At 62.6% G+C, this 22,678-nt stretch carries 22 protein-coding genes; 18 read left to right on the top strand and 4 right to left on the bottom strand.

Annotated features, from left to right (window positions below; all coding sequences use genetic code 11):
• Positions 1 to 273 precede the first annotated feature (273 nt).
• Entirely contained in the window at positions 274 to 2,805 is a 2,532-nt protein-coding gene (locus J2X76_RS20620) for a ComEC/Rec2 family competence protein (protein ID WP_310219169.1), read from the top strand.
• Here J2X76_RS20620 and lexA read toward each other — a convergent pair.
• Entirely contained in the window at positions 2,786 to 3,505 is a 720-nt protein-coding gene (lexA, locus tag J2X76_RS20615) for a transcriptional repressor LexA (protein WP_113128958.1), read from the bottom strand. The two genes, J2X76_RS20620 and lexA, sit on opposite strands and share 20 nt — an antisense overlap.
• A gap of 200 nt (positions 3,506 to 3,705) precedes the next feature.
• On the opposite strand from lexA, the gene J2X76_RS20610 reads away from it, so the two are divergent.
• From J2X76_RS20610 to lipA, 12 genes are all read left to right on the top strand, one after another.
• Entirely contained in the window at positions 3,706 to 4,578 is an 873-nt protein-coding gene (locus J2X76_RS20610) for a VOC family protein (RefSeq protein WP_310219167.1), read from the top strand.
• A gap of 4 nt (positions 4,579 to 4,582) precedes the next feature.
• The gene (kdsA, locus tag J2X76_RS20605; RefSeq protein ID WP_310219165.1) at positions 4,583 to 5,431 is read left to right on the top strand and encodes a 3-deoxy-8-phosphooctulonate synthase; all 849 of its coding nucleotides are present in this window, start codon (positions 4,583 to 4,585) and stop codon (positions 5,429 to 5,431) included.
• Between the two features lie 117 nt (positions 5,432 to 5,548).
• Positions 5,549 to 6,823, top strand: coding sequence for a phosphopyruvate hydratase (gene eno, locus J2X76_RS20600; RefSeq protein ID WP_310219163.1), 1,275 nt, complete (start codon positions 5,549 to 5,551; stop codon positions 6,821 to 6,823).
• 239 nt (positions 6,824 to 7,062) lie between these two features.
• A complete protein-coding gene (locus J2X76_RS20595; RefSeq protein ID WP_113128962.1) occupies positions 7,063 to 7,380 on the top strand; it encodes a septum formation initiator family protein in 318 nt (105 codons plus the stop codon).
• Positions 7,381 to 7,575: 195 nt separating this feature from the next.
• Positions 7,576 to 8,646, top strand: a complete 1,071-nt coding sequence (gene pdhA, locus J2X76_RS20590) for a pyruvate dehydrogenase (acetyl-transferring) E1 component subunit alpha (RefSeq protein ID WP_113128963.1) — start codon at positions 7,576 to 7,578, stop codon at positions 8,644 to 8,646.
• 16 nt (positions 8,647 to 8,662) lie between these two features.
• Positions 8,663 to 10,048, top strand: coding sequence for a pyruvate dehydrogenase complex E1 component subunit beta (locus J2X76_RS20585; protein ID WP_113283920.1), 1,386 nt, complete (start codon positions 8,663 to 8,665; stop codon positions 10,046 to 10,048).
• Between the two features lie 15 nt (positions 10,049 to 10,063).
• A complete protein-coding gene (locus tag J2X76_RS20580; protein ID WP_310219161.1) occupies positions 10,064 to 11,428 on the top strand; it encodes a pyruvate dehydrogenase complex dihydrolipoamide acetyltransferase in 1,365 nt (454 codons plus the stop codon).
• A gap of 73 nt (positions 11,429 to 11,501) precedes the next feature.
• Complete coding sequence (locus tag J2X76_RS20575) at positions 11,502 to 12,140, top strand: SGNH/GDSL hydrolase family protein (protein ID WP_310219160.1); 639 nt, start codon at positions 11,502 to 11,504, stop codon at positions 12,138 to 12,140.
• An 87-nt stretch (positions 12,141 to 12,227) separates the two neighbouring features.
• Positions 12,228 to 12,494, top strand: a complete 267-nt coding sequence (locus tag J2X76_RS20570) for a YdcH family protein (RefSeq protein WP_113128967.1) — start codon at positions 12,228 to 12,230, stop codon at positions 12,492 to 12,494.
• A gap of 88 nt (positions 12,495 to 12,582) precedes the next feature.
• Complete coding sequence (gene lpdA, locus J2X76_RS20565) at positions 12,583 to 14,028, top strand: dihydrolipoyl dehydrogenase (RefSeq protein WP_113283917.1); 1,446 nt, start codon at positions 12,583 to 12,585, stop codon at positions 14,026 to 14,028.
• 199 nt (positions 14,029 to 14,227) lie between these two features.
• Positions 14,228 to 14,473 carry a GlsB/YeaQ/YmgE family stress response membrane protein gene (locus tag J2X76_RS20560; RefSeq protein WP_113128969.1) on the top strand — a complete coding sequence of 82 codons (246 nt, stop codon included), beginning with the start codon at positions 14,228 to 14,230 and terminating at the stop codon, positions 14,471 to 14,473.
• Between the two features lie 37 nt (positions 14,474 to 14,510).
• Entirely contained in the window at positions 14,511 to 15,485 is a 975-nt protein-coding gene (lipA, locus tag J2X76_RS20555; protein WP_113128970.1) for a lipoyl synthase, read from the top strand.
• A gap of 22 nt (positions 15,486 to 15,507) precedes the next feature.
• Here lipA and J2X76_RS20550 read toward each other — a convergent pair whose 3' ends face one another.
• Positions 15,508 to 15,693: a hypothetical protein gene (locus tag J2X76_RS20550; RefSeq protein WP_113128971.1), complete on the bottom strand. Its 186-nt coding sequence runs from the start codon at positions 15,691 to 15,693 to the stop codon at positions 15,508 to 15,510.
• A 302-nt stretch (positions 15,694 to 15,995) separates the two neighbouring features.
• On the opposite strand from J2X76_RS20550, the gene J2X76_RS20545 reads away from it, so the two are divergent.
• Both J2X76_RS20545 and J2X76_RS20540 read left to right on the top strand, forming a co-directional pair.
• Positions 15,996 to 16,586 (top strand): AAA family ATPase, encoded by a 591-nt coding sequence (locus J2X76_RS20545; protein WP_405030070.1) that lies wholly within the window; start codon positions 15,996 to 15,998, stop codon positions 16,584 to 16,586.
• Positions 16,587 to 16,595: 9 nt separating this feature from the next.
• Positions 16,596 to 17,051: a type II toxin-antitoxin system RatA family toxin gene (locus tag J2X76_RS20540; RefSeq protein ID WP_310219156.1), complete on the top strand. Its 456-nt coding sequence runs from the start codon at positions 16,596 to 16,598 to the stop codon at positions 17,049 to 17,051.
• On the opposite strand, the gene J2X76_RS20535 is transcribed toward J2X76_RS20540, so the two are convergent.
• Together J2X76_RS20535 and J2X76_RS20530 are read right to left on the bottom strand one after the other, a co-directional pair.
• Positions 17,042 to 17,557, bottom strand: coding sequence for a CinA family protein (locus J2X76_RS20535; RefSeq protein ID WP_310219154.1), 516 nt, complete (start codon positions 17,555 to 17,557; stop codon positions 17,042 to 17,044). The two genes, J2X76_RS20540 and J2X76_RS20535, sit on opposite strands and share 10 nt — an antisense overlap.
• The gene (locus J2X76_RS20530) at positions 17,554 to 18,774 is read right to left on the bottom strand and encodes a bifunctional 2-C-methyl-D-erythritol 4-phosphate cytidylyltransferase/2-C-methyl-D-erythritol 2,4-cyclodiphosphate synthase (RefSeq protein ID WP_113283913.1); all 1,221 of its coding nucleotides are present in this window, start codon (positions 18,772 to 18,774) and stop codon (positions 17,554 to 17,556) included. The genes J2X76_RS20535 and J2X76_RS20530 overlap by 4 nt, the downstream gene beginning before the upstream one ends.
• Positions 18,775 to 18,932: 158 nt before the next feature.
• Between J2X76_RS20530 and dusB the strand changes: the two genes are divergently transcribed.
• Genes dusB through ntrC form a run of 3 tightly spaced genes read left to right on the top strand, consistent with a single transcriptional unit; the run spans position 18,933 to position 22,563 of the window.
• The gene (dusB, locus tag J2X76_RS20525) at positions 18,933 to 19,970 is read left to right on the top strand and encodes a tRNA dihydrouridine synthase DusB (RefSeq protein WP_162736546.1); all 1,038 of its coding nucleotides are present in this window, start codon (positions 18,933 to 18,935) and stop codon (positions 19,968 to 19,970) included.
• On the top strand, positions 19,967 to 21,115 hold the full coding sequence (locus J2X76_RS20520; protein ID WP_113128977.1) for a nitrogen regulation protein NR(II): 1,149 nt from the start codon (positions 19,967 to 19,969) through the stop codon (positions 21,113 to 21,115). Before dusB ends, J2X76_RS20520 begins: the two co-directional genes overlap by 4 nt.
• Complete coding sequence (ntrC, locus tag J2X76_RS20515) at positions 21,112 to 22,563, top strand: nitrogen regulation protein NR(I) (protein WP_113128978.1); 1,452 nt, start codon at positions 21,112 to 21,114, stop codon at positions 22,561 to 22,563. Before J2X76_RS20520 ends, ntrC begins: the two co-directional genes overlap by 4 nt.
• Positions 22,564 to 22,678 lie beyond the last annotated feature (115 nt).

The raw sequence follows: 22,678 nt of genomic DNA, 5'->3' as shown, positions 1-22,678 counted from the left end.
CTTTTGGCGGCATGGCGCCCTAAAAGCGCCACAAGAATTAAGCGTCCACCGTTTAGCTATATGATCCGAAAGCTGATGCCAAGCTGTCGTGACGGCATTTTGTGCAGCGCGAAAAATTATTGGGCAACGGCTTTTGCTTGGATGTCCAACTTTCTGGTGCAGGCCTTGTTCGACCTGTGAAATTCCCGATGTTTAACCGCCAGTTGACGGCGGCGGAGGAAACGCGCAGGTTGCATTGCCGCGTGTTTGGCGGGTGGGCGGACAGAGCGTTTCATGCAGGAGGAAGATGCATTTCCGACGCGTGCCGAGGCAGGGAGACTGACATCCCGGCCGCCGGATTCCCGCCTGCACCGAAGCCCGCCCGACTCGGCCAAGCTCCGGGATCTGTCCAGGCTTTTTCCGGCCGTCGAACATCTGCCCGTGGTCCGGACGCAAGACAGGACCTTTCGCCGCTCGGGCGACCGCCTCGCTCGGCTGCTGCGCCGCCTGCCGGTCATGCTGCAGGAGGAGACGGACTATGGACATGGCTTCCTCTTTCTGCCCGTGCTCGTCGGGGCGGGGGCCACCTGCTGGTTCGTGCTGCCGGAGACCCCGGCTTTCTGGCCATTTTTCCTGCTTTTTTGCGTCTGCACCCTGGGCGCTATCGTGTTGCGGCATCGGCCCGGCCCGAAGCGTCTATTGCCGCTTGGTCTCGCTCTTTTCCTGGGCGGGATGATGCTGGCGCAATTCGAGACCTGGCGTCGGGCTACCGTCATCCTGGACGGGCCGGTGACGACCGAGCTTGCAGGGGTCGTCGAGCGCAGGGAGATCGACAGCCAGGGGCGCTGGCGTTATATGGTCCGCATCGAGCGCACCGCCAATCCGCAGATCAGGCGTCCGCCGGAACGGGTATCGCTGCTGGCAAGGGCCCGTCATGAACCGGCGCAGATCGGCGACACGATCACCGGCCGCGCGCGCATCTCGCCGCCATCCGGGCCGGCTCTGCCCGCCCTCAACGACTTCGCTTTCTCTTCCTATTTCGATGGCATCGGCGGAGTCGGATTTTTCTATGCGGCGCCGAAAAAACAGGCCGCGTTACTCTCGGCCGGGAACTGGATCGCGGACATCGAAAGCCGGCTTTTCGATCTGCGCAGCACGATCGCCACCCGTATTCGCGCGACTGTGCCCGGCGATCCGGGCGCCTTTGCCGCTGCAATCGTGACCGACGAACGCAGGGCGATTTCCAAAGAGACGACGGAAGCGCTGCGGCTCTCTGGGCTTGCCCATATCGTCGCCATTTCAGGGCTCAACATGGCGCTCGCCGCCGGCATTTTCTTCGTTGGCGTCCGCACCGTGCTTTCGGTCTTCACGGGATTCGCGCAGACGTATCCGGTCAAGAAATTCGCCGCCTTCGGCGCCCTGATGATGGTGACCGCCTACTATCTGATCTCCGGTTTCGGCGTTTCGGCCGAACGGGCCTATATCATGATGGCGATCATGCTGGTCGCCGTCCTCTTCGACCGGCCATCGATCAGCCTGCGCAATGTCGCCCTGTCCGCGCTCGTCATCATCGCCATGTCGCCCTCGGAAATATTGGGCCCAAGCTTCCAGATGTCGTTTGCCGCCACCGTCGCCCTGGTCGCCGGCTTCGCCCTCTGGAAACTTCGGGCCGAAGGCCGCGATCCGGAGCCTCTGCCGTTTCGTCACCCTGTGGTGAAGCCTGCGCTGGCATCCTGGAATTTCGTGGCCGGCATTTTCGCGACATCGCTGATCGGCGGCATCTCGACGGCGCTTTTCTCGGTCGAGCATTTTCACCGCATCGCCACCTACGGCCTTGCCGCCAACCTTGCCGCCATGCCGATCATTTCCTTCGTGGTCATGCCGGCCGGGCTCGCCGGCATGCTACTGATGCCTTTCGGCCTCGACGCTCCCTTCATGAAGCTCATGGGCCTTGGTCTGGAAGCGGTGATCGCGATCGCCAGACATGTGGCGGCCTGGGGGGGCGATGTCGGCATCGGCCGCCAGCATCCCTGGTTTCTGACGGTCTCGACGGTGGGATTCCTGCTGCTGACGCTTTTGAGAACGAGGTTGAGAGTGATCGGCCTGCCGCTGATGATCGCTTCCCTGCTGCTCTCGTGGCACGAGCGATCGGCGCCCCTGCCGGATATGCTGGTCTCGGAGGACGGAACGCTGGTGGCGCTTCTGAACGGGGAGACGGTTGCCACCAACCGCACGCGCCCGCCCGACTTCATCTACGATCAATGGAAGAGGGCGCTTCTTATTGGCGATCCGGCAAAGCCGGAAATGTCCCGCTCCAAGGACAAGCCGCCGGACGACAAGTCCACCAGGGCAAAAAACGACGACAAGTCCAACGGCGCAAAAAACAAGGAGCGCCGCGAACTGACCACGCAGCAGATCGAAGCGGCGAAGTCGCGGATGAAACAAGCGCCTCCCGGCCGCTTCACCTGCGAATCCAAGGCCTGGTGCGCTGCAAGCACCGGCGAGGGGATTGTCATTGCCGTCGAAGACGGCCGATATGCCGGGGCCGCCTGCGACGTCGCCAGTCTCGTCATTGCCCCGAGTGCCCGCTTCGACCGATGCCGGTCCGGAGCGCTGATGATCAATGGCAGCACGCTCCGAAAAACCGGCGCGCTGGAGATTTCCCTCAACGGCGCTACCGACTATCGGCGCTGGCAGGTTCGGGCGGCCATGGCGGGCGAGGACCGTCCCTGGAGCAGGCACCGCCACTATGATTGGCGAAGCCAGCGTTTCGACCGGTCCCTGCCGGAGCCAGTCAGGCAGCTGATCAGTGATACCGGCGGATGAGGCCGACGAGCTTGCCCTGGATCTTCACCCGGTCCGGCCCGAAAATGCGGGTCTCATAGGCGGGATTGGCGGCTTCCAGCGCGATCGAGGCGCCGCGGCGGCGAAAACGCTTCAGCGTCGCTTCCTCGTCGTCGACCAGCGCGACGATGATGTCGCCGGGATTGGCGGTATTGCCGTTGCGGATGATCACCGTGTCGCCGTCGAGAATGCCGGCCTCGATCATCGAATCGCCCTTGACCTCAAGCGCATAATGTTCGCCGGAGCCGAGCATCTCGGCCGGCACCGCGATATCATGGGTGTTGTTCTGGATCGCCGAGATTGGCACGCCGGCGGCGATGCGGCCCATGACCGGAACGGTCGTGGCGTTCGACACATCGTCGTTGGCGACAGGTTTCGGAGGGGCGGCGACCGGCTGCGGCTTGCCAAGGCTGCCTTCGATGACGCTCGGCGAGAAGCCGCGTCGCGGCTGCATGCTCGGCGAATAGGCTTCCGGCAGTTTGATGACCTCGAGTGCGCGCGCCCGGTTGGGCAGGCGGCGGATGAAGCCGCGTTCCTCGAGCGCCGTGATCAGCCGGTGGATGCCGGACTTGGAAGCAAGGTCCAGAGCATCCTTCATTTCGTCGAATGACGGCGGGACGCCGGATTCCTTCATGCGTTCGTGAATGAACAGAAGCAATTCCTGTTGTTTGCGCGTGAGCATCTTTTGGCACCCTGAGAGTCGGAAACAAATCCAGAACGGACACTATATGTTCCATATGTGTTCTGCAAGTCCCTAAATTTCTGTGAAGTATGATGATTTTTTCTTCATAGATGCGTGCCAGATATCTGGTCTCACACCACTTGCGCGGCGCGAGCCTGCTGCCAAAGTAGCTTTGCGATTCCAATTCTGGGGGCCCTCGCGTGAACGCAAGACCGATCGATCATCTCGTGCTGCCGGTGGCGGAACTTACCGCTGCGCGCTCCCGGCTCACGGAGCTTGGTTTTACAGTTGCGCCGGACGCTTTTCATCCTTTCGGCACGGCCAATGCTTGCGTGTTCTTCTCCGATGGGACCTACCTGGAGCCGCTGGCGCTTGCCAACCGGCGCCATGCGGGTGTCGCGGCAAAGCGCGGCAATGTCTTCACGGCCCGCGATCTCGCTTTCCGCAATGCCCGCAACCGGCAGGGTTTTTCCGCGCTCGTGGTCGCCACCCGCGACGCGATGGCCGATCATGCGCGTTTCAAGATGCGCGGCATTTCGGCAGGCGAGGTGCTGGAGTTTTCGCGCGGCATGACGCTGCCTGACGGTTCGGAAACGGAAGCGAGCTTTCGGCTGGCGTTTGCCGGCGATGACCGTGCACCCGATTTCCTGCTGTTTTCCTGCCAGCGCATCAATCCGCTGCCCGCCAATCGCGGCGAACTGGAGCGGCACGCCAATACGGTCACGGGCCTCAGCGAAATCATCCTGTCGGCCTCGGTGCCGTCCGATTTCGCCCCGCTTGTCGAACAGGTGCTGCTGACGAAGGCAGCGCCGGAGGCGGCACCGCTCGAGCTTGCCGCGGCCAATGCCCGCATCCGCATCCTTGATGATCAGGAACTCCAGGCGGAATTTGCGCTTCCGTCTATGCCCGGCGCCGAAGGGCTGCGCGGCCGGGCGATCATCTTCAAGACGGCCGATCTTGCCGTGACAGAGATCACCCTTGCTGCTAATGACGTCGCATTCGTCCGCCGGGAGGGCCGCGTTCTCGTCTCGGCGGCACCCGGCCAGGGTGTTTTGTTCGGCTTCGAGGAATAGGTTCATGGACGTTACCGCAAATCCCAGCGTCTCCGTCGGCGAAGGAGACGGCAAGGTGGTTTTCGCGCAGGACGCAAAACTGTCGCTGATCGCCGGCGCCTGCGAGATGGAAAGCCGCGATCATGCCTTCATGGTCGCCGGCACCCTCAAGGAGCTTTGCAACAAGCTCGGCATGGGGCTCGTCTACAAGACCTCCTTCGACAAGGCGAACCGCTCGTCACTGTCGAGCAAGCGCGGCCTCGGCCTGGAAAAGGGCCTGGAAGTCTTCGCCGACCTCAAGAAGGAACTCGGCATTCCGGTGCTGACCGATATCCATTCGGAAGAGCAATGCGCTCTGGTTGCCGAAGTCGTCGATGTCCTGCAGATCCCGGCCTTCCTGTCCCGCCAGACGGACCTCCTTGTCGCCGCCGCCAGGACCGGTCGAGTCATCAACGTCAAAAAGGGCCAGTTTCTGGCGCCCTGGGACATGAAGAATGTTCTCGGCAAGCTGAACCAGAGCGGAAATCCGAACATCCTGCTCTGCGAGCGCGGTGCCTCCTTCGGTTACAACACGCTCGTCTCCGACATGCGCTCGCTACCGATCATGGCGGCCATGGGCGCGCCGGTCATCTTCGATGCCACCCATTCCGTGCAGCAGCCTGGCGGCCAGGGCACGACCTCGGGCGGCGAGCGCCAGTTCGTCGAGACGCTGGCCCGTGCGGCAGTCGCGGTCGGCGTCGCCGGGGTTTTCATCGAGACCCACCAGGATCCCGACAACGCTCCCTGCGACGGCCCCAACATGGTTTATCTGAAGGACATGCCGCGGCTTCTTGAAAAGCTGCTCGCGCTCGACGCCGTCGCCAAGGCCGCCTGAGCCCGACCGAAAAGGCGGGAAAACCGCCTCGATTGTAATTTTCGTGTCATTGATTATGAGACATTTTCAGTGACCTCATGACGCCTGAAACCGACGTCCAAACCCAGGGAGAGACCCTTGACCGCCATCACCGATATCATCGCCCGCGAAATCCTCGACAGCCGCGGCAATCCGACCGTCGAGGTGGATGTCTATCTGGAAGACGGCACGATGGGCCGCGCGGCCGTTCCGTCGGGCGCCTCCACCGGCGCGCACGAAGCCGTCGAGCTGCGTGACGGCGGCAAGCGTTATCACGGCAAGGGCGTCGAAAAGGCGGTCGAAGCGGTCAATACCGAGATCTTCGACGCGATCGGTGGCTTCGACGCCGAAAGCCAGATCCATATCGACAAGACGATGATCGCCCTCGACGGCACGCCGAACAAGTCGCGTCTCGGCGCCAATGCCATCCTCGGCGTCTCGCTCGCCGTCGCCAAGGCCGCGGCCGAAACCTCCGGCCTGCCGCTCTACCGTTATGTTGGCGGCCCGAACGCCCATGTTCTGCCGGTTCCGATGATGAACATCATCAACGGGGGCGCCCATGCCGACAACCCGATCGATTTCCAGGAATTTATGATCATGCCGGTCGGCGCCGAAACGCTGAAGGACGCCGTGCGCATGGGTTCGGAAATCTTCCATGTCCTCAAGAAGGAACTGGCAGCCCAGGGCCACAACACTAATGTCGGAGACGAAGGCGGTTTCGCGCCGGGCCTCAAGAGCGCGCCGGAAGCCCTCAACTTCATCATGAAGTCGGTCGAAAAGGCCGGTTACAAGCCGGGCGACGACGTATGCCTCGCGCTCGACTGCGCCTCGACCGAATTCTTCAAGAACGGCAAGTACGAGATGGAAGGCGAGGGCCGCACGCTCGAGCCGGAAGCCATGGCCGATTACCTCGCCGAACTCGCCGCCAAGTACCCGATCATCTCGATCGAGGACGGCATGGCCGAAGACGACTGGGCCGGCTGGAAGTACCTGACCGACAAGATCGGCGCCAAGTGCCAGCTCGTCGGCGACGATCTGTTCGTCACCAACTCGGCTCGCCTGCGCGACGGCATCAAGATGGGCGTCGCCAACTCCATCCTCGTCAAGGTCAACCAGATCGGTTCGCTGTCGGAAACGCTCGATGCCGTCGAGACCGCCCACAAGGCCGCCTACACGGCCGTCATGTCGCACCGATCGGGCGAAACCGAGGATTCGACGATCGCCGATCTCGCGGTCGCCACCAATTGCGGGCAGATCAAGACCGGTTCGCTGTCGCGTTCCGACCGGCTCGCCAAGTACAACCAGCTGATCCGCATCGAGGAAATGCTCGGCCCGCAGGCCGCTTATGCCGGCCGCGGCATCCTGAAGGGTTAAGGGCTGTTTGGCGAAGCCAACGAAACGATCCAGTGAATCGTTTCGAAGGACGTACGCCCTGAGCTCAAGCGAAGGGCCGGCAAAATCATTGCACCATAATTCCAAAGCCCGCGCCGAAAGACGCGGGCTTTTTTCGGACTCGATTCTGGTCAACGATTGCTTAAGCAAGTTCTGCGAATTTGATGCTCTGTTTCGGATCGATTTGAGATCCCGTAAGCGTGGCAAGGCGTTAGAGCGGCATGTGGACAAAGCATCATAAGAAAAGAAAATTTGGCCGTTTTGTCCTTCCCGCCATAACAGTCGCGTTTCTCTCCTACTTCGGCTATCATTCCATCCACGGCGATCTCGGTCTGATCGCCACGGAGGAATTCGAGCGTCAGCGGCAGGCGCGGGCGGAGGAACTCGCAAAGCTCACCGCCAAGCGCGAAACGCTGGAGCGGCAGGTTCAGCTGATGAGCGACGGTTCGCTCGACAAGGACATGCTCGACGAGATCGCCCGTTATCAGCTGAATGTCTCGCGCGGCGACGAAATCGTCATCTTCAACAACTACTTCTGAATTAACCGAAATCCGGTTAATTTCACATTTCTGTAACCTTTTCATCGTGTTACACGGAATGTGAGCCATGCGTTTATGGCATTGCTGGGGCAGCTTTTCTTGCCTATGGTATTCCCCGAAACCAGAGTGGGAATCTGGCGACACATTGTCAGGGCGTATTCTCGCTCTCAACGCAGAACTCAAAGGGAGGGATGAATGGCGCCGACCAAAACCGCGTCTGTATCCGGCCGTAAACCAGCGGCAAAGTCTGCAATCAAATCAGCCTCGAAAGCCTCCGCAAAGGAGTTCACGGGCAAGAACACCCCGGATTTCGGCAAGGACCAGGATCTTCACGCCTACCGTGAAATGCTGCTGATCCGCCGTTTCGAGGAAAAGGCCGGCCAGCTTTACGGCATGGGCTTCATCGGTGGTTTCTGTCACCTCTATATCGGCCAGGAAGCGGTCGTCGTCGGCATGCAGATGGCGCAGCAGGAGGGTGATCAGGTCATCACCGCCTATCGCGACCACGGGCACATGCTGGCAACCGGCATGAGCGCGCGCGGCGTCATGGCGGAGCTGACGGGGCGCAGGGGCGGCTATTCCAGGGGGAAGGGCGGCTCGATGCACATGTTCTCCAAGGAAAAGCATTTCTACGGCGGCCACGGCATCGTCGGCGCCCAGGTTTCGCTCGGAACCGGCCTGGCCTTCGCCAACCGCTACCGCAACAACGACAGCGTCTCCGTCGCCTATTTCGGTGACGGCGCGGCCAACCAGGGCCAGGTCTACGAGAGCTTCAACATGGCTGCTCTCTGGAAGCTGCCGATCGTCTATATCGTCGAAAACAACCGTTATGCGATGGGCACCTCGACGGCCCGCGCCACGGCGCAGTCGAACTACTCGCTGCGCGGTTCCGGCTTCGGCATTCCAGGCGTCCAGGTCGATGGCATGGACGTTCGCGCCGTGAAGGCCGCCGCCGACGAGGCGCTCGAGCATTGCCGCTCCGGCAAGGGCCCGATCATCCTCGAAATGCTCACCTACCGTTATCGCGGCCACTCCATGTCCGACCCGGCGAAATATCGCTCCAAGGACGAAGTGCAGAAGATGCGCTCCGAGCACGACCCGATCGAGCAGGTGCGCCTGCGCCTTCTCGAAAAGGGCTGGGCCACCGAGGACGAGCTGAAGGCGATCGACAAGGATATCCGCGACGTCGTTTCGGATAGCGCCGATTTCGCCCAGGCCGATCCGGAGCCGGATGCGTCCGAGCTCTACACCGACATTCTGCTCTGATCGCGGGAGGGAACCCATGCCAATCGATATCCTGATGCCCGCGCTTTCTCCGACCATGGAGGAAGGCACGCTCAGCAAGTGGCTGAAAAAAGAAGGTGACAAGGTCACCTCCGGCGACGTGATCGCCGAAATCGAGACCGACAAGGCGACCATGGAAGTGGAAGCCGTCGATGAGGGCGTGATCGGCAAGCTTCTGGTCGAAGCCGGCACCGAAAACGTCAAGGTCAACACCAAGATCGCCGTGCTTCTGGCCGATGGCGAAAGCGCCGATGCGATCGGTTCCGCCGCCCCTGCCGAGGCTCCGAAGACTGCCGCTCCGGCGGCGGCAGAAGCGCCCGCTGCAAGCGCCGCTTCCGCTCCCGTGCCGGCTCAGCCGAAGGTCGAGACCGCTGCCGATCCGGATATTCCGGCCGGCACCGAAATGGTGATGACCACGGTTCGCGAAGCGCTCCGCGACGCCATGGCCGAGGAAATGCGCCGCGACGAGGACGTCTTCGTCATGGGCGAGGAAGTCGCCGAATACCAGGGCGCCTACAAGATCACGCAAGGTCTGCTGCAGGAATTCGGCCCCCGCCGCGTCGTCGATACCCCGATTACCGAACACGGCTTTGCCGGCGTCGGCGTCGGTGCCGCCATGGCGGGCCTGAAGCCGATCGTCGAGTTCATGACCTTCAACTTCGCCATGCAGGCGATCGACCAGATCATCAACTCTGCCGCCAAGACGCTCTACATGTCCGGCGGCCAGATGGGCGCGCCGATCGTGTTCCGCGGCCCGAACGGGGCCGCTGCCCGCGTCGGCGCCCAGCACAGCCAGGATTATGCCTCCTGGTACAGCCAGATCCCGGGCCTCAAGGTCGTCATGCCGTATACGGCCGCCGACGCCAAGGGCCTGCTGAAGGCCGCCATTCGAGATCCGAACCCGGTCGTCTTCCTGGAAAACGAAATCCTCTACGGCCAGTCCTTCGAGGTTCCGAAGCTCGACGATTTCGTCCTGCCGATCGGCAAGGCGCGCATCCACCGCAAGGGCAAGGACGCTACCGTCGTTTCCTTCGGCATCGGCATGACCTATGCGACCAAGGCCGTTGCCGAACTGGAAAAGGAAGGCATCGACGTCGAACTGATCGATCTTCGCACGCTGCGCCCGATGGACCTTCCGACCGTCATCGAATCGGTCAAGAAGACCGGCCGCCTCGTCACCGTCGAGGAAGGTTATCCGCAGAACTCGGTCGGCGCCGAAATCGCCACCCGCGTCATGCAGCAGGCTTTCGATTATCTCGATGCGCCGGTGCTCACGATCGCCGGCAAGGACGTGCCCATGCCTTACGCGGCCAACCTCGAAAAGCTGGCTCTGCCGAATGTCGGCGAAGTCGTCCAGGCCGTCAAAACCGTCTGCTACAAATAAGGGGAGGGTGTCTCGATGCCGATCAACATCACCATGCCTGCCCTGTCTCCGACCATGGAAGAGGGCAATCTTTCCAAGTGGCTCGTCAAGGAAGGCGACAAGGTCAAGTCCGGCGACGTGATCGCCGAGATCGAGACCGACAAGGCGACCATGGAAGTGGAAGCCGTCGATGAAGGCACCGTCGCCAAGCTCGTCGTCCCCGCCGGCACCGAAGCCGTCAAGGTCAACGCCCTGATCGCCATCCTCGCCGCCGATGGCGAGGATGTGTCTGCCGCCGCCGCCGCTCCGGCCCCGAAGGCGGAGGCTGCACCTGCGCCGAAGGCGGAAGCCGCTCCGGCGTCCAAAGCCTCCGAACCGGCTGCGGCACCCGTTGCCCCGGCGTCCGGCGGCTTTGTCGGAAATGCTGCCCCGGCAGCCTCGGGCGGCGCCAAGACCTTCTCGTCACCGCTTGCCCGTCGCCTCGCAAAGGAAGCGGGTCTCGATCTTTCCGCCGTTGCTGGCTCAGGCCCGCATGGCCGCGTCGTCAAGGCGGATATCGAAAAGGCCGTCGCTTCCGGTGGTGCCAAGGTTGCTCCGGCCGCAGCGCCTCAGGCTGCTGCCGCGGCTCCGGCCCCGGCCCTCGCCAAGGGTCCGTCTGATGAAGCTACCCTCAAGCTCTTCCCCGAGGGCTCCTACGAGCTTCTGCCGCATGACGGCATGCGCAAGACGATCGCCTCGCGCCTCACCGAGTCGAGCCAGACGGTCCCGTCCTACTTCATCTCGATGGATTGCGAGATCGACGCACTGCTGAAGCTGCGCGGCGAGATCAATGCATCGGCGCCGGTGAAGAAGACGGAGAAGGGCGAAGTGCCGACCTTCAAGCTTTCCGTCAACGACTTCATCATCAAGGCGATGGCGCTGGCTCTGCGCGATGTCCCGATGGCCAACGCCTCCTGGACCTCGACGGCCCGCGTGCTGCACAAGAATGCGGATGTCGGCGTTGCCGTATCGATCCCGGACGGCCTGATCACCCCGATCGTCCGCAAGGCCGAGACCAAGACGTTGTCCGTCATCTCCAACGAGGTGAAGGATCTTGCCAAGCGCGCCCGCGACAAGAAGCTGAAGCCGGAAGAATACCAGGGCGGCACGACATCCGTGTCCAACCTCGGCATGTTCGGCGTCTCCAACTTCACCTCGATCATCAACCTGCCGCAGGCCTCGATCGTCTCGATCGGCGCCGGCGTCGAAAAGCCGGTCGTCCGCGGCGGCAAGATCGAAGTGGGCACGGTGATGACCGCAACCTTCGCCTTCGACCACCGCGTCATCGACGGCGCGCTCGGAGCGGAACTCGCGTCCGCCTTCAAGCGCTACATCGAAAACCCGATGGCGATGCTGGTGTAGTCCGGTCTTTCCCTCCCCCTTGCGGGGAGGGTGTCCGCGTCCGCGGACGGGTGTGGGTGTCGGAGGTGCGTTCATGAAAACCGTTCTCTGCTATGGCGATTCACTGACCTGGGGCACGGATGCCGCGACCGGCGGCCGCCATGCCTTCCAAGATCGGTGGCCGAGCGTGCTGCAGGCAGCGCTCGGTCCCGCGGTCAACGTGGTCGCCGAGGGTCTCGGCGGCCGTACCACGGCCTATGACGACAATCTCGCCGATTGTGACCGCAACGGCGCGACGTTGTTGCCGACCGTCCTTCATAGCCATGGTCCGCTCGAACTGGTGATCGTCATGCTCGGCACCAACGACCTGAAGCCGATCATCCATGGCACGGCGATGGGCGCCCGGCAGGGCGTGAAGAAGCTGGTGAGCCTGGTGCGCTTCCACGACTGGGGCCGGGAATGCGAGGCGCCGGAAATTCTCATCGTGTCGCCGCCGACCCTTTGCGAAACCGCCAATCCGATGACCGGCGCGCTGTTTCGGGGTGGCATAGAAGAATCGTCGATGCTCGCGTCGCTCTACCGGGATCTCGCCGACGAAACCGGCTGTGGTTTTTTCGATGCGGGTTCGGTCGCGAAAACGACGCCTATCGACGGCGTGCATCTGGATGCAGAAAATACCCGTGCCATTGGACGCGGCCTCGAGCCGATCGTCCGGATGATGCTGGGGCTGTGATGAGTATGGGACGGTTGACGAGGGTCAAGGAGTAGCGGGAAGGGGTGGGGTCTACCTCTCCATGTCATCAGCATGGAGTTGATAGAAATGTCGAGCACGCCACACCATCTTGCGGAAGAGTTTCCGGAATATCTCGTCCAGATGCGCTACCTGCGCGAAACGGACGGGCATTTTCACCGGATCTGCAGTGAATACGAGGATGTGAACCACGAGGTCCACAAGGCCGAGACCGGAATGCAACCATGCGACGATATTCGCATGGTCGAGCTGCGCAAGCGGCGGCTGGCCCTGAAGGACGAGATATACGGGATGCTGACGCGGGTGGAACCGGTCGTTGAAGAGACCGACGTCTGACACCGGAAGCCGGCGCTTCGCTCCCGAAGAAACAGGGCAGGGCTTGCGGTCACTCCGTGCCCGCTCAAAACCAAGGAGTGAAGCGCCTATGGCCAATGCTTACGACGTCATCGTTATCGGTTCCGGTCCGGGCGGTTATATCGCCGCCATCCGGGCATCCCAGCTCGGGCTGAAAGTCGCCGTCGTCGAGCGCGAGCATCTCGCCGGCATCTGCTCCAACTGGGGCTGCATCCCGACCAAGGCGCTGCTGCGCTCGGCCGACGTCATGCATACCGCCACCCACGCCAAGGATTACGGCCTGACGCTGGAAGGCACGATCAAGCCGGACGTCAAGGCGATCGTCGACCGCTCGCGCGGCATCGCGCAGCGCATGAACAACGGCGTCGGTTTCCTGTTCAAGAAGAACAAGGTCGACATCATCTGGGGTGAAGCCAAGATCACCAAACCCGGTGAGATCGTTGTCGGCAAGTCGACCAAGCCGGTTGTCCAGCCGCAGGGCCCGATCCCGAAGAACACGCTCGGCGAGGGCACCTATACCGCCAAGCACATCATCATCGCGACCGGCGCCCGTCCGCGCGCGCTTCCGGGCATCGAGCCGGACGGCAAGCTGATCTGGACCTATTTCGAGGCGATGAAGCCGGAAGAAATGCCCAAATCGCTGCTGGTCATGGGCTCGGGCGCCATCGGCATCGAGTTTGCGAGCTTCTACCGCACCATGGGCGTCGAGGTCACCGTCGTCGAGATCATGAGCCAGGTCATGCCGGTCGAGGATGCGGAAATCTCCGCCCTCGCCAAGAAGCAGTTCGAGCGCCAGGGCATGAAGATCCTGCTTGAGGCCAAGGTCGCCAAGGTGGTGAAGGGGGCCAACTCGGTCACCGCGACGATCGAACTCAAGGACGGCAAGACCCAGGAGATCACCGCCGACCGGATGATTTCGGCCGTCGGCGTCCAGGCCAATATCGAAGGCATCGGCCTCGAGGCCGTTGGCGTCAAGACAGACCGCGGCTTCATCGTCATCGACGGCTACGGCAAGACCAACGTGCCCGGCCTCTACGCGATCGGCGATGTCGCCGGCCCGCCGCTGCTCGCCCACAAGGCCGAACACGAGGCGGTCATCTGCGTCGAAAAGATCGCCGGCCTGCCGAACGTTCACCCGATGGAGAAGAACAAGATCCCGGGCTGCACCTATTGCAACCCGCAGGTCGCTTCCGTCGGCCTCACCGAAGCCAAGGCGAAGGAACAGGGCCGCGACATCCGCGTCGGCCGCTTCCCGTTCGTGGCCAACGGCAAGGCGATCGCGCTCGGCGAAGACCAGGGCCTAGTCAAGACCATCTTCGACAAGAAGACCGGTGAACTCATCGGCGCCCACATGGTCGGTGCGGAAGTCACCGAACTCATCCAGGGCTTCGTCGTCGCCATGAACCTGGAGACGACCGAAGAGGAGCTGATGCACACGATCTTCCCGCATCCGACCATTTCCGAAACGATGAAGGAAAGCGTGCTGGATGCCTACGGCCGGGCGTTGAATGCGTAACAGGCTCGGCTCTGCATTGCTCGCTGCCTGCGTTTGGGATGGATGGGGACGTGCCCCATCCGCCGTTATCCTCGTCCTCGGGTTTAACCCGAGGATGACCCGAGGATAACGATTTAGGTGGGGCCGGCCTGTCCGCCAATATTGCGAACGGGCGAGTGGTCGCCCATATCTTTCGAACTTGGTTTTAACGGGGGTTCTCATGGGTGTAGGTTGGATTGCGGCGATCATCATCGGCGGCCTGGCGGGTTGGCTGGCGGGCAAGCTGATGGATGTCCGCTTCGGCATTTTCATGAATATCGTGATCGGCATAGTCGGCGCGGTACTCGCCAACGGCATCTTCAACAGGCTCAACATCCATGTTGCAGACGGATGGCTGGGTTACCTGGTTGCAGGTTTCATCGGCTCCTGCATTTTGCTATTTGTTGCCAAGCTCGTCAGGCGTTGACGAAACCCGCGTTCCAAGCGGTTGAAAGCAGGTATCTATGGTCACCATTCTCGACACGATCGCATCCGGCGATGAAAAGCGCGTGCGTCACCCGGAAAAGGCCCACCGGCCCGACCAGGAAGTGATGCGCAAGCCCGAATGGATCCGCGTCCGTGCGCCGGTCTCCAAGGGCTACCAGGAAACCCGCTCGATCGTGAAGGAAAACAAGCTGGTGACGGTCTGCGAGGAAGCGGGCTGCCCCAATATCGGCGAGTGCTGGGACAAGAAGCACGCCACGTTCATGATCATGGGCGAGATCTGCACCCGCGCCTGCGCCTTCTGCAACGTCGCGACCGGCAAGCCGAACGCGCTCGACATGGAAGAGCCGGAAAACGTCGCCAAGGCCGTCAAGCAGATGGGCCTGTCCCATGTCGTCATCACCTCCGTCGACCGCGATGACCTGGCGGACGGCGGCGCCGAGCATTTCGAGAAGGTGATCTGGGCGATCCGCGCCGCGTCTCCGACGACGACGATCGAAATCCTCACCCCGGACTTCCTGAAGAAGCCAGGCGCGCTGGAGCGTGTCGTCGCCGCCAAGCCGGATGTCTTCAACCACAATATGGAAACCGTCCCCGGCAACTATCTGACGGTGCGCCCCGGCGCCCGTTATTTCCACTCCATCCGGCTGCTACAGCGGGTGAAGGAGCTGGATCCGACCATGTTCACCAAGTCGGGCATCATGGTGGGGCTCGGCGAGGAGCGCAACGAAGTGCTGCAGCTGATGGACGACCTGCGCACCGCCGACGTCGATTTCCTGACCATCGGCCAGTACCTGCAGCCGACCCGCAAGCACCATAAAGTAGAGAGCTTCGTCACGCCCGAGGAGTTCAAGTCCTACGAGACGGTTGCCTATACCAAGGGTTTTCTGATGGTGTCTTCGAGCCCGCTGACCCGGTCTTCGCATCACGCCGGAGACGATTTCGCTCGCCTCAGGGCTGCACGCGAGAAGAAAGTCCTGGCCGCCGCCGAATAGGGCGGCGAGCCTGCTTCAAGCCTCATTCGGCTGCCTGGATCTTTTCGTGCTTGTCCTGGCCACGCCGGCGTTCGCGCAGCGTGAAACGGTGTCCGCGCGCTTCACTCTTCGCCATTTCAATAAGATAGACCAGCATGGGAAGCTGGTTCATGTCTGCGAGCTGCTTTGCGGATTCGAGCAGCTTTATCATCTGCGAGAAATCGTCCATGGATGCTTCTTTCGGGTGCGCCCGGTCTGCTATCGGTTGAATAATGCCATTGTCCCACCATGGGCGGCAATAGACCATACAACCGAATGAATCCTACATTAAATCTTATTAATCTGAATGCCATCTGACATCAACAAATGACCGGCGGTTGAACCGGTCAATCCGAAGGCCCTGTCGGCGGCTTGTTACAATGGCATCCGGCGATCTCTATAACGCCGTCTGCCCGACATTGAAATCCTCCTGTCATCATCGGCGGCTACCGCCGGTCACGATACTGCGATCCTGATTCCCGGGAGATCATAATGGATATGGAATCTGGCCCGAATGCGATCCGTTACATAGAAATTGCCGAAGCCGCGGAAAAGGTCCGCCAAGCGGATCGCATCCTCGTCATCGGCTGTTCCGGCGGCGGCAAATCGACGCTGTCACAGAGGATCGCCCGCCGCTTCGGATTGACTTACGTCTCGATCGATCGCGACGTGCTCTGGCTGCCCGGCTGGGTGCAGCGCGGGAAGCCGGAACAGAATCGACTTCTCGTCGCGTTCAGTGCCGGCGAACGCTGGATCATGGACGGCACCAATACCTCGACGTTCGACATTCGCGTGCCGCGCAGCGATCTCGTCATCTGGGTGCGCATGCCGCGCTGGCTGTGCATCTGGGGCATTCTCAGCCGCTGGATCACCAACAGGGGCGGCACCCGCCCGGAAATGGCGCCCGGCTGCCCGGAAAAGATCGATCTCGATTTCATCCGCTTCGTCTGGACCTGGGAAAAGGTCTATGGCCCGCGCGTGCTTGCCGGGCTGGCGGCGCATGCGGCAGGCAAGCCGGTTCTGATGTTGAAATCGAGGGCGCAGATGCGCGATCTTCTTGATCTTCTCGGATCCCGCGCTTAACTGCGGACTATGCCCAAGTTCGAAATCCGCCGTCCCGTCAAGCACAGCGCCGAAAAGATGTACGCGCTCGTTGCCGATGTCGAAAAATATCCGCAATTCCTGCCGCTCTGCGAGGCGCTGACCGTGCGTTCCACCAAGGAGCGCGACGGCAAGATGCTGCTCGTGGCCGATATGACCGTCGGCTACAAGGCGATCCGCGAGACCTTCACCACCCAGGTCCTGCTCAATCCCGCCGAGCGGATCATCGACGTCAAATATATCGAGGGGCCGTTCAAATACCTCAACAACCGCTGGAGCTTCGAGCCGGCGGGGGAGGGTTCGCCGAACGCCTGCACGGTGCATTTCTTCATCGACTACGAGTTCAAGAGCATGATCCTCGGCGCCCTGATGGGCTCGATGTTCGACCGCGCCTTCCGCATGTTCGCCGAAGCCTTCGAGGCAAGGGCGGACAAGATCTACGCCTGAATATCGTCCCGGTCCGCCGCCTCGGCCAGCATCGCGAGCGCGGTACGCACGGTCGCCAGCCGCACCTCGGTGCGGCCGATGTCGCCATAGCGCATTTCCCGGTGCAGGATTTTTCCCGATCGGCTTTTCGCGGCCAGATGCACCAGCCCGACCGGCTTGTCGACCGAACCGCCACCGGGGCCGGCGATGCCGGTCACCGCGACCGCCATGGCCGCCTGCGAGCGAAAAAGCGCGCCATGCACCATCTGTAGCGCCGTTTCCTTCGACACCGCGCCATGCGTCGCGAGCGTGGCGTCGGTCACGCCGAGCATGTCCATCTTCGCCTTGTTCGTATAGGTGACGAAACCCCGGTCGACGACGGCCGACGAGCCGGAGATTTCCGTCAATGCGCCTGCGATCAGCCCGCCGGTGCAGGATTCGGCGGTCGCGACCATCAGCCCGCGCGCGGTGAAATCCGTGATGATCCGCTGTGCCTGCTCCACGATATCGGCCGGAAACAGGCTCATGCAGCGTCTCCGCGAAAAACGACGGTCGCCGTGGCGATCGCGGCGATCCCCTCGCGGCGGCCGATGAAGCCGATCTTCTCGTTGGTGGTCGCCTTCACCGAGCAGCGATCGAGCGAAATGCCGAGGATCTCGGAGAGGTTCTCCCGCATCGCCTGCCGGTGAGGTGCGATCTTCGGCGCTTCGGCGATCAGCGATATATCGGCATTCATGATCGTGCCGCCATGTTCGCGCACGACCTTCGCCGCATGGTCGAGGAAGATTTTCGACGGCGCACCGCGCCATTGCATGTCGGATGGCGGAAAATGGTCGCCGATATCGCCGGCGCCGCAGGTGGCGAGCAGCGCATCCGTCAGGGCGTGCAGCGCGACGTCGGCGTCCGAATGGCCGCTGAGCTTCTGGTCGTGGGGAATGAACACGCCGCACAGCGTCACCCCGTCGCCGGGCTCCAGCTGATGCACGTCGTAGCCGTTGCCGGTCCGCACGTCCGGAAGGGCGGCCGGGGACCGGTTCTGCGAGAGTTTTTCGTCGGCCATGGCGAGATCCCGCTTCACGGTGAGTTTGATATTGTCGACCGATCCCTCAACCAGTGTGACCGGCAGTCCGGCCCATTCGGCGATGGAGGCGTCGTCGGTGAAATCCTCGCGACGCAGCGCCGCAGCCTTTTCGTGCGCGGTGCGGATTTCCGAGAGAAGGAAGCTCTGCGGCGTCTGTGCGGCATAAAGCCCTGCGCGCGGCACCGTCTCGTGCACCAGCCCATCGGAACCGCCCCGCTTCAGCGTGTCGCTGACGGGAATGGCCGGCAGCACGCCATCCTGCCCCTCGTCGAGCGCCCGCGCCACCCGGTCGAGCACGCCGTGGTCGACGAAGGGCCGCGCCGCGTCATGGATCATCACATGGGTGGCCTCGGTGCCGGAAAGGGCGCGCAAACCCTCATAGACCGACCGCTGCCGCGTCTCTCCGCCGAATGTGGTGATCACGCCGGCAGCACCCCTGACGCCCGCGGTCGCCGCCGCAAACAGCGCCTCGTCGTCCGGGTGGATGACGACCACGATGGGGCCGCTTCGGGACCAGGTCAGAAACCGTTCGAGCGTATGGGCGATCACCGGTTTGGACCCGATCCGGCGATACTGCTTGGGGCCTTCCTCGGCCGAGCCGGCCCGCTCCCCGCGGCCTGCGGCGACGATGACGATACCGATTGTCCTGGAACCGATTGTCATGGATTTGTCGTCCCCGACCCGTAACTCGTTGTGGATTGACAGGCGCAGAACTATAGGACCAAAAGCCTGAATTCCAGCATGCCGCTCAAAAATAACGCAGTTCAGGAATCGCTCTTGGCAAACGCCCGAGACCTGAATAAAAATAGTGCAATAATCTCGTGTGCCCGAAAGATCATCATTTGAATTCTCAGGATCTTGCCAAGCCTTTCCAGATCGGGCCTGTCGCCATTCGTAATCGCGTCGTCCTGGCGCCGATGTCCGGCGTCACCGATCTGCCGTTCCGACAGCTCGCCTGGCGTTATGGCGCCGGGCTGGTCGTGACGGAAATGGTCGCCAGCGGCGAACTCATTCTGAACCGCGGCGAATCATGGGCGCGGCTGAAAGGCGCCGGCATCTCGCCGCATATGGTCCAGCTCGCAGGCCGCGAGGCGGCTCCCATGGCCTTGGCCGCGAAGATCGCCGCCGATAACGGCGCCGACATCATCGATATCAACATGGGATGCCCGGCCAAGAAGGTGACGGGCGGTTATTCCGGTTCCGCGCTGATGCGCGATCCCGATCACGCCCTGTCGATGATCGAGGCGACCGTTAATGCCGTCTCCGTTCCGGTGACCCTGAAGATGCGGCTCGGCTGGGACGAAAACTCCATCAACGCGCCTGAGATCGCCCGCCGCGCCGAACAGGCCGGCATCCGGCTGGTGACCATCCACGGCCGCACCCGCATGCAATTCTACGAGGGCAGGGCGGACTGGGATGCGATCCGCGCGGTGCGCGACGCGATCTCCATTCCGCTGATCGCCAACGGCGACGTCGAATCGCCCGAGGACGCCCAGGACATTCTCGCACGGTCCGGCGCCGACGCGGTCATGGTCGGCCGCGGCGCGCAAGGCAGGCCCTGGCATATCGGCTGGCTTGCCGGTCATGCCGCGCCGTCGCCGGCCGAGATACCCGCTCTGGTCGTCGAACACTATGAAGCCATGCTGGAGCTTTACGGCCGCGAGGCCGGCCTCCGCCATGCGCGAAAACAGCTCGGCTGGTATCTCGACCGCTACGCGGCCGACCTGCCGGTCGAAGACAAGGCCGCCATCATGATTTCGAAAGACCCGGCCGATGTCTCGCGCCGGATGATTGCAGCGCTCGGCGGCCAATCTGCCGATGCCCAAAAGCCCGTCGCCGCGCAGAAGGAGGCCGCATGAGCAAGTCCCAGGCGCAGGATGCGGCGATCGGCAATACGCTTGCCATGGCCGTCCTCAACTCGGTACAGAACCCGGTGATCCTGGTGGATGGTGCGGGCAAGGTCGCATTCGCCAACTGGGAGGCGGAGGCCTTCTTCGGCGCTAGCGCTCCCCATCTCGCCAAGAACAAGATCTCGACCTTCATTCCCTTCGGCAGCCCGCTGCTCGCCTTGATCGATCAGGTGCGCGAGCGCCGGGCTCCGGTCAACGAATACCGCGTCGACCTGTCGTCGCCGCGTCTCGGCCAGGACAAGCTGGTCGATCTTTATGTCGCGCCTGTCGTCAGCGAGCCGGGTTCGGTCGTCGTCGTTTTCCAGGAACGGTCGATGGCCGACAAGATCGACCGCCAGCTCACCCACCGCGCTGCCGCCCGGTCGGTCACCGGCCTTGCCTCGATGCTGGCGCATGAGATCAAGAACCCGCTGTCCGGCATCCGCGGCGCCGCCCAGCTTCTGGAAACCGTGGTGCCCGACGATGACCGGGCGCTGACACAGCTGATCTGCGACGAGACCGACCGCATCGTCTCGCTGGTCGATCGCATGGAGGTATTTTCCGACGAACGGCCGGTCGACCGGGTGCCGCTCAACATCCATTCGGTGCTCGATCACGTGAAGGCGGTCGCCAAGGCCGGTTTTGCCCGCAACATCAAGATTTCCGAAATGTACGACCCGTCGCTGCCGCCGGTCTTCGCCAACCGCGACCAGCTCGTGCAGGTCTTTTTGAACCTCATCAAGAATGCGGCCGAAGCCGTCGGCGACCAGCAGGATGGCGAGATCATGCTGACCACCGCCTATCGCCCGGGGATCAAGCTTTCGGTCGCCGGCACGCGCGACAAGATTTCCCTGCCGCTCGAATTCTGCGTCATCGACAACGGGCCAGGCGTCCCGACCGATCTCGTGCCGCATCTCTTCGACCCCTTCATCACCACCAAGACGAACGGCTCCGGCCTGGGCTTGGCCCTGGTCGCCAAGATCATCGGCGGCCATGGCGGCATCGTCGAATGCGACAGCCAGGCGCGCCGCACGATCTTCCGCGTTCTGATGCCCATGCACAAGGAAGAGGCCATGGACGGCCGCGCCTTGAACTCCACAGGAAACGTAAAATGACTGCCACGATCCTTGTCGCCGACGACGACGCGGCCATCCGCACCGTTCTGAACCAGGCCTTGACCAGGGCTGGCTACGAAGTGCGTATCACCTCCAATGCCGCCACCCTGTGGCGCTGGATCGCGGCCGGCGAGGGCGACCTCGTCGTCACCGACGTGATCATGCCCGACGAGAACGCCTTCGACCTCCTGCCGCGCATCAAGAAGGCAAGGCCGGAATTGCCGGTTCTGGTCATGAGCGCCCAGAACACCTTCATGACCGCCATCAAGGCCTCGGAAAAGGGCGCCTACGACTACCTGCCGAAGCCGTTCGACCTTACCGAACTGATCGCCATCATCGGCCGGGCGCTGGCCGAACCGAAGCGCAAGCCGGCCCGCCTTGACGACGACATGCAGGACGGCATGCCGCTGGTCGGCCGCTCCGCCGCCATGCAGGAAATCTACCGCGTGCTGGCGCGCCTGATGCAGACCGACCTGACGCTGATGATCACCGGCGAGTCCGGCACCGGCAAAGAGCTGGTCGCCCGCGCGCTGCATGACTACGGCAAGCGCCGCAACGGCCCGTTCGTGGCGATCAACATGGCCGCCATCCCGCGCGACCTGATCGAATCGGAACTGTTCGGCCACGAGAAGGGCGCCTTCACCGGCGCCCAGAACCGCTCCACCGGCCGTTTCGAGCAGGCAGAAGGCGGCACGCTGTTCCTCGACGAGATCGGCGACATGCCGATGGACGCCCAGACGCGCCTGCTGCGCGTCCTGCAGCAGGGCGAATACACGACCGTCGGCGGCCGCACGCCCATACGCACCGATGTGCGCATCGTCGCAGCCACCAACAAGGATCTCAAGCACCTGATCAACCAGGGTCTTTTCCGAGAGGACCTCTATTATCGCCTCAACGTCGTGCCGCTGCGCCTGCCGCCGCTGCGCGACCGCGCCGAGGACATTCCCGACCTCGTGCGCCATTTCATGCAGATGGCCGAAAAGGAAGGGCTCGACGGCAAGCGTTTCGACAACGAGGCGCTCGACCTGATGAAAGCCTATGCCTGGCCGGGCAACGTGCGCGAGCTGGAAAACCTCGTCCGCCGCCTGATGGCGCTTTATCCGCAGGATGTCATCAGCCGCGAGATCATCGATGCCGAACTGCGCTCCGACGTTCCCGACAGCCCGATCGACAAGATGGGCACGCGCAACGGTTCGCTCACCATCGCGCAGGCGGTGGAAGAAAACATGCGCACCTATTTCGCGAGCTTCGGCGACAACCTGCCGCCGCCCGGCCTCTACGATCGCGTCCTGACGGAGCTGGAATATCCGCTGATCCTTGCGGCGCTGACGGCCACCCGCGGCAACCAGATCAAGGCGGCCGATCTCCTCGGCCTCAACCGCAACACCCTGCGCAAGAAGATCCGCGAACTGGGGGTCTCGGTCTATCGCAGTTCGCGTGGCAACTGACACGATAGTTTGTTCCGGGCTTCTTGACACCTTCCGCTCATCGTTGCATTTTCGCCACAATGCGTTGCTTAAAGGTCACGCAGGGTTTGGTGAATGCTCGACGGAGTGGCGGCCG

It is taken from the genome of Neorhizobium sp. 2083, from assembly GCF_031455615.1.
GTDB lineage: Bacteria > Pseudomonadota > Alphaproteobacteria > Rhizobiales > Rhizobiaceae > Neorhizobium.
Note: the sequence above shows the minus strand (reverse complement) of the source record. Positions and strands in the feature narration are given on the sequence as shown.